We start from the raw sequence: 6122 nt of genomic DNA, 5'->3' as shown, positions 1-6122 counted from the left end.
CGGCTGAGCCGTCCGGGTGAGCCGGTGCGCTGTCCTGCGGCGTCGGGGGCGCCTCCCGGCCCGGGCGCTCGCGGCCCTCTCCGGCCCGGCTGCCGGCCCGCGACTCGGCGGGGACCGGCTCGTACGCGGCGGCCCCCGGTGTGTACGAGGGGCCTGCCAGCAGCAGGAGCAGCAGGCCGGTGAGGCGAAGGGCACGGAACCACGGAGTCACGGCGGTGACCCCCTCCCGGTACGGAGGATCCAAGATCAGCGGCTTCAGCCTCACACGGGCCGTCCGTACCGGCATCCCGGTCCTCGGACGGGTGTACGGGGTACAGAACGACCATGTCGATACGTCACGGCCTGCTGGCGCTCCTGGAGGACGGCCCCCGCTACGGCTCACGGCTGCGGACCGAGTTCGAGGCGCGCACCGGCTCGGCCTGGCCGCTGAACGTCGGGCAGGTCTACACGACCCTCGCCCGGCTGGAGCGGGACGGCCTGGTCGTGCAGCAGGGCGCGGACGGGGCGGGACACGTGCTGTACGCGCTGACGGACGACGGCCGGGCCGAGCTGCGGTCCTGGTTCGACCGCCCCGTCGAGCGCACGAGCCTGCCGCGCGACGAACTGGCGATCAAGCTGGCCATGGCGGTCGGGGCGCCCGGGGCCGACGTACGGGCGGTCCTGGAGGCGCAGCGGCGGTACCTGTCGGAGGCCGTGCACACGTACACCCGGCTCAGGGCGCAGGCGCTCGCGGAGGCGCCCGCGCACCGCGACGAGGTGGCCCGGCTGCTGGTCCTGGAGCACCTGATCTTCCGCGCGGACGCCGAGATCCGCTGGCTGGACCACTGCGAGGCCCGGCTGCTGCGGCTGGCCGAGGCGGCGGCCACGGAGCCGCCGGCGCCGCCCGTGCCCCCGCCCGCACCGCCCCTCTGACACCGGGCACCGGTTCGTACACGGTGGATCACGTCCCGGAGGGGGCACCACGCCGGTGACGTGTGTGAGTGCGAGAGAATGGCGGCATGGAGATGCCGAGGAACGAAAGCTCGCCGGAGAACCCGCAGATCCTGGTCGTGGGCCAGGACGGGATGGCTCTCGGGGGCGGTGGGGACGAGGACTCCCGAGAGGTTCCGGTGACGGAGATGGTGGAACAGCCCGCCAAGGTCATGCGGATCGGGAGCATGATCAAGCAGTTGCTCGAGGAGGTGCGTGCGGCACCCTTGGACGAGGCGAGCCGGGTACGGCTCAAGGAGATCCACGCCAGCTCGGTGAAGGAGCTGGAGGACGGGCTCGCCCCCAACCTCGTGGAGGAGCTGGAGCGGCTCTCCCTGCCGTTCACGGACGACGGCGTCCCTTCCGACGCCGAGCTGCGGATCGCGCAGGCGCAGCTGGTCGGCTGGCTCGAGGGCCTCTTCCACGGGATCCAGACCACCCTGTTCGCCCAGCAGATGGCGGCCAGGGCGCAGCTGGAGCAGATGCGCCGGGCGCTGCCCCCGGGCGTCGGCGGCGAGGACGAGCCGGACCCGCGGGCCGCGGGCGGCCGCACGGGCGGCCCGTACCTGTAGGACACCGGCGGCCCGTGGCCACGGGCCACCGACGCCCGGACCCGCGGGACACCACAGCCCCGGGCCTGCGGGACACTGCCGGCCCGGACCGGCGGGACACTGCGGCCCCGTACCTGTAGGACACCGGTGGCCTGTGGCCACGGGCCACTGCGGCCCCGGACCCGCGGCACACCGGCGGCCCGGACCGGCGGGACACCGCGACCCCATGCCCGCGGGACACCGCGGCCCCGGACCCGCGGGATACTGCGTGGCCCCGGGCCCGCGGGTCACCGCGGCCTCGTGTCGCGGAGCCGCAGGTCACAGGCAGCCCGGTGGTGTCCTCGGCCAGGCGGACAGTTTCGGGGAAAGAGCGGGCAGCCACAGGGGCCCGGCAGGGATGCCGGGCCCCTTCGGCCGTCCGGGCCGTGTGATCAGGCGGGGTCGCCCGTCGACACGTAGAGCTCGATCTTGGGCATGTCCTTGGGGTCGACGTCCGCGCCCGCCTCGGGGATCTGGGTCATGACCGTGCCCTCGCCGTAGGCGTTCTCGTCCACGGTCTTGGACTCGTACTGCCAGCCCGCCGCCTGGAAGCACGCCTTCACGGAGTCGATGTTCTTGAACCTGAACTCCGGGACCCTGATCTTGCTCTCGTCGTTGTACGACTCGTCGGGCTCCGTGCACGCGGTCTTGTCGATCTTCTTGGTGGTGTCGGGCCCCTTGTGCCCGGACACCTCCTCGGAGGCGGACGCGCGGGCGCTGCTCGCGGTCTCCTCCTTCTTCTTGTCGTCGTCCCCGCCGCCCAGGGTCAGCGCGGCGATCAGCGCGCCGACGGCGACGAGCGCGACGACGACCGAGCCCACGATCACCGGCATGTTGCTCTTGCGGCCGTCGCCGGAACCGCCGCCGGAGCCCGACGCGGTGTGCGGGGACATCGTGTACGGCGGCGGGGTGTGCAGGCCCTGCTGCGGGGCGTACCCGGAGGTCTGGGCCGGTGTCGGGTAGCCGCCCTGCTGCGGGTAGCCGTACGACGGGGCGGGCGTGTGCCCCACCGCCGGCGTGGGCGGGCCGTAGGGGTTGGGCTGGTACGGCGTCTGCACGGTGCCCTGCGGCGCCTGCGCCGACTGGTCGACCGGCGGGAAGACCGCGGAGGCCACGCCGGCTCCGCTGGACGTCTGCACGCCCGGGACGATGTTCGGCGGCGCGGCCTGGAAGGACTGGGCCACCCGCAGGCACTCGTCGCGCATCGACTCGGCGCTCACGAAGCGTTCGCTCGGGTTCTTCTTCAGCGCGCGGGCGATCAGCGCGTCCACCGCGGGCGGCAGCGAGCGGTTGACCGAGGAGGCCGCGACGGGCGTCTCCTGGACGTGCGCGTACGCGATGGCCAGCGGCGAGTCCGCCTCGAACGGCAGCCGCCCGGTGACCAGCTGGAAGAGCATGATGCCGACGGAGTACAGGTCGGAGCGGGCGTCGACGCCGCGGCCGAGGGCCTGTTCGGGGGAGAGGTACTGCGGGGTGCCGACGACCATGCCGGTCTGGGTCATGGAGGTCACGCCGGACTGCATGGCGCGGGCGATGCCGAAGTCCATCACCTTGACCACGCCGCGCTTGGTCATCATGACGTTGCCCGGCTTGATGTCGCGGTGGACCAGGCCCATCTCGTGGCTGATCTCCAGCGCGGCCAGCACGTCCGCGGTGATCTTCAGCGCCTTGTCGGCGGGCATGGCGCCGTGCTGCGCGATGTCCTGTTCGAGGACCGAGCCGAGCGGGCGGCCCTCGACGTACTCCATGACGATGTACGGGGTGGTCACCCCGTCGAGGTCGTCCTCGCCGGTGTCGAAGACCGAGACGATGTTGGTGTGCGTGAGCTTGGCCACCGACTGGGCCTCGCGGCGGAACCGCTCGCGGAAGGCCTGCTCGCGGCCGAGGTCGGTGTGCAGTGTCTTGATCGCGACCTGCCGGTCGAGCACCGAGTCGTACGCGAGGTGCACCGAGGCCATACCGCCCTCGCCGAGCAGATCACGCAGCTGATAGCGCCCGCCGGCGACCGAGCGCCCCACGTACCGGCCCTGTGCGCCGTCCTGGCTCATCTTTCCGCGTCCCCCATCGGCCGTGCCACGTCACGCGGGCGAAAGCTGCTGGTGTGGCTCCCGCGGCCGGTGATCCTTGCGCTCATTACCGGCCAAGTCTGCCTGAGGGCACCGACACGTCAAGCTCGGTGCCCGTTCCGTGACCGTACGCGAAGGAACAGTCGCGGAAGCGTTACACGTGTCCCACCGCCGTCGCACAGGATGTGCACCTGTATGTGCACCCGTGCCCGGGCCGCGGGCCGGGCGACCGGGCCCATCCCGGACCGGCGCCTCGCGCGGAGGCTGTAGCGTGGCCCGACGGAGACCGTAACAACCACCGCGCGTACTACGTCGACCGGTGCGGACAGAAACGACGGCGAGGACCGATGGCACAGCAGCAGCGCGCTCAGGGCCCGTCCGACCCCGAGGCGACTGGCGGCGGTATGTCAGATGCGCCGGAGTTGTGGGGTAACGGCGGGCTGGTCGGGGACGGCCGGTACCGGCTGACCCACAGACTCGGCCGGGGCGGTATGGCCGAGGTGTTCGCCGCGGAGGACGTCCGCCTGGGACGGACCGTCGCGGTCAAGCTGCTCCGTGCCGACCTGGCGGAGGACCCCACCTCGAAGGCCCGCTTCACGCGCGAGGCCCAGTCGGTCGCCGGCCTCAACCACCACGCGGTGGTGGCGGTCTACGACTCCGGCGAGGACGTCTTCGCCCACCAGACCGTGCCGTACATCGTGATGGAGCTCGTCGAGGGCCGCACCATCCGCGACCTCCTCATCAACGCCGAGGCGCCGGGGCCCGAGCAGGCGCTCATCATCGTCTCCGGGGTGCTGGAGGCGCTCGCCTACTCGCACCAGCACGGCATCGTCCACCGGGACATCAAGCCCGCGAACGTGATCATCACCAACACCGGTGCGGTGAAGGTGATGGACTTCGGCATCGCGCGCGCCCTGCACGGCGCCCAGTCGACGATGACGCAGACCGGCATGGTCATGGGCACGCCCCAGTACCTCTCGCCGGAGCAGGCGCTCGGCAAGGCGGTCGACCACCGCAGCGACCTCTACGCGACGGGCTGTCTGCTCTACGAACTCCTCGCACTGCGTCCCCCGTTCACCGGTGAGACCCCGCTGTCGGTGGTCTACCAGCACGTCCAGGACATCCCGGTCCCGCCGTCCGAGGTCTCGGACGCGGTGCCGCCGGAGCTCGACGGCCTGGTCATGCGCTCGCTCGCGAAGGAGCCGGACGACCGGTTCCAGACCGCCGAGGAGATGCGCGGACTCGTCCAGTACGGGCTGCAGATGCTGTACGACCAGGGCGGCCACACCGGCACCTGGAACACCGGCCCGGTGACGATGCACGAGGGCGCGGGCACCGCGGCCATGGGCCTCGCGGGCGCGGCCGGGCTGCCGCACCCCGGTGACATGGGCACCACGCAGATCCCGTCCCCGATCCTGCCCCAGCGCGGTGGCGACGACGGCGGCTTCGACGGCCACGGCAACCACGGCAGCGGCCGCGGCAAGCTGTGGATCCTCGCGGTCCTCGCGGTGATCGCGATCGCGGCGGGCGTGGCGCTGGCGCTCAACGGCGGCGGGGGCGACGGCGACGGGCCCGGCACGAAGACGTCGCCGACGGCCTCGGAGTCCGAGAAGGAGAGCAAGCCGAGCAAGGACGAGTCCGAGGAGCCGACGGAGGAGGAGACGAACGAGGACACGAGTACGGGCGGCAACTCGGACTACACGCCGTCCTACCAGCCCTCGCCGACCTACTCGCCGACTCCGACGCCGACCAAGCCCTCGGACAAGCCCACCACCAAGGAGCCCACGCCGACGGAGACGGAGGAGGAGCCTCCGCCCACGGAGGAGGAGCCGCCCGAGTCGGAACCGGCGACCGACGGCGGCGCGAACGGGGAGCCGGCCGGCGGCACCGAGGGGAACGGCTGACCCCTGCGGGCGCCGTCCTCAGCCGCTGCGGTCCAGCGGGTGTTCCACGACGACGCCCATCGACTCCACGGTGATCAGCCGCGGCGTGATCCCCAGGTAGACCGGTTCGAAGGGGCCGCCGTCCACGAGCACCGGGCAGGGACCGAAGCGCGCGAGCTGGCCGGCGGTCGGCTCGACGCTCTCGCACACGCCGACGACCTGCACCGACCACCGCTCCGCGCCCGCCGGGGCGCAGCTCATGTTGTCCACGCCGTACGCGACGACGCTGCCCGCGCACACCAGGTGGTGGCCGTGGCCCCCGTGCATCCGCAGCAGGACGCGGCCGTCCGCCACGWTGTGGCGGGCGGGCGTCAGGAAGGGCAGTGCGCGCACGCTGGCCGCCACCCGGCCGTGGGCGACGCGGCCGAGCAGGCCGGCGGCGATGTGGGGGTCGGTCGGCATGCCTTCCAACCTGCGGCACCCGGGGGAGCCGGTGGAAGAGGCGCCGGGCCCCCGTGGGGCGGGCCCTAGGTCCCCTTTCCCGGACGGCCCCCGGGCCGGGATCGGCCCATCACTGCCCCGCGCCCGCCCTCATCTCTGCCCTGTCCCTGCCC

Annotated in this window: 5 protein-coding genes and 1 pseudogene; 3 read left to right on the top strand and 3 right to left on the bottom strand. The window is 72.8% G+C overall.

Annotated features, from left to right (window positions below; all coding sequences use genetic code 11):
* Positions 1–211: pseudogene (locus FGF04_RS40660) on the bottom strand (hypothetical protein); the annotation flags it as partial.
* Positions 212–324: 113 nt separating this feature from the next.
* Between FGF04_RS40660 and FGF04_RS18350 the strand changes: the two are divergent.
* Together FGF04_RS18350 and FGF04_RS18345 are read left to right on the top strand one after the other, a co-directional pair.
* Positions 325–912 (top strand): PadR family transcriptional regulator, encoded by a 588-nt coding sequence (locus FGF04_RS18350; protein WP_149512420.1) that lies wholly within the window; start codon positions 325–327, stop codon positions 910–912.
* A gap of 86 nt (positions 913–998) precedes the next feature.
* Positions 999–1541 (top strand): bacterial proteasome activator family protein, encoded by a 543-nt coding sequence (locus tag FGF04_RS18345; protein ID WP_149512419.1) that lies wholly within the window; start codon positions 999–1001, stop codon positions 1539–1541.
* A gap of 410 nt (positions 1542–1951) precedes the next feature.
* Here the strand turns inward: FGF04_RS18345 and FGF04_RS18340 are convergent, their stop codons facing one another.
* Complete coding sequence (locus FGF04_RS18340) at positions 1952–3607, bottom strand: Stk1 family PASTA domain-containing Ser/Thr kinase (protein WP_149512418.1); 1656 nt, start codon at positions 3605–3607, stop codon at positions 1952–1954.
* A gap of 365 nt (positions 3608–3972) precedes the next feature.
* On the opposite strand from FGF04_RS18340, the gene FGF04_RS18335 reads away from it, so the two are divergent.
* Positions 3973–5529: a protein kinase domain-containing protein gene (locus FGF04_RS18335; protein ID WP_149512417.1), complete on the top strand. Its 1557-nt coding sequence runs from the start codon at positions 3973–3975 to the stop codon at positions 5527–5529.
* Between the two features lie 18 nt (positions 5530–5547).
* Here FGF04_RS18335 and FGF04_RS18330 read toward each other — a convergent pair whose 3' ends face one another.
* Positions 5548–5970 carry a pyridoxamine 5'-phosphate oxidase family protein gene (locus FGF04_RS18330; protein WP_149512416.1) on the bottom strand — a complete coding sequence of 141 codons (423 nt, stop codon included), beginning with the start codon at positions 5968–5970 and terminating at the stop codon, positions 5548–5550.
* Positions 5971–6122: the final 152 nt, after the last annotated feature.

Source organism: Streptomyces apricus, from assembly GCF_008369065.1.
Taxonomy (GTDB): Bacteria; Actinomycetota; Actinomycetes; order Streptomycetales; family Streptomycetaceae; genus Streptomyces; species Streptomyces apricus.
Note: the sequence above shows the minus strand (reverse complement) of the source record. Positions and strands in the feature narration are given on the sequence as shown.